A 241-nucleotide genomic window follows, 5' to 3' on the forward strand; every position below is an offset into this window, starting at 1 on the left:
CTCGCTTCAGCTCTTTTTGCAACCGCTTAATCTCTGCCTGAGCATCTGCCAAATCATTATGCTGTTGCTTGTCAGGACCGTACTTCTTTATCCAAGCGTAGAGACTATGCGTTGTGATATCGAGCCGTTTTGCAACATCTGCGACAGCATGGCCTCGATCAACGACCTGTTTAACTGCTTCGATTCTGAATTCTTCAGGGTAACGTTTACCGCTCATAGGCACCTCTCTTTGCGTTAGTTT

Annotated in this window: 1 protein-coding gene; it reads right to left on the reverse strand. The window is 46.5% G+C overall.

Annotated features, from left to right (window positions below; all coding sequences use genetic code 11):
- Positions 1–217 (reverse strand): transposase (locus L975_RS17105; RefSeq protein WP_047709423.1); only part of this gene is annotated, 217 nt, incomplete at its 3' end.
- Between the last annotated feature and the right edge of the window lie 24 nt (positions 218–241).

This window comes from Plesiomonas sp. ZOR0011, assembly GCF_000800945.1.
Lineage (GTDB): Bacteria > Pseudomonadota > Gammaproteobacteria > Enterobacterales > CAMTGL01 > Plesiomonas > Plesiomonas shigelloides.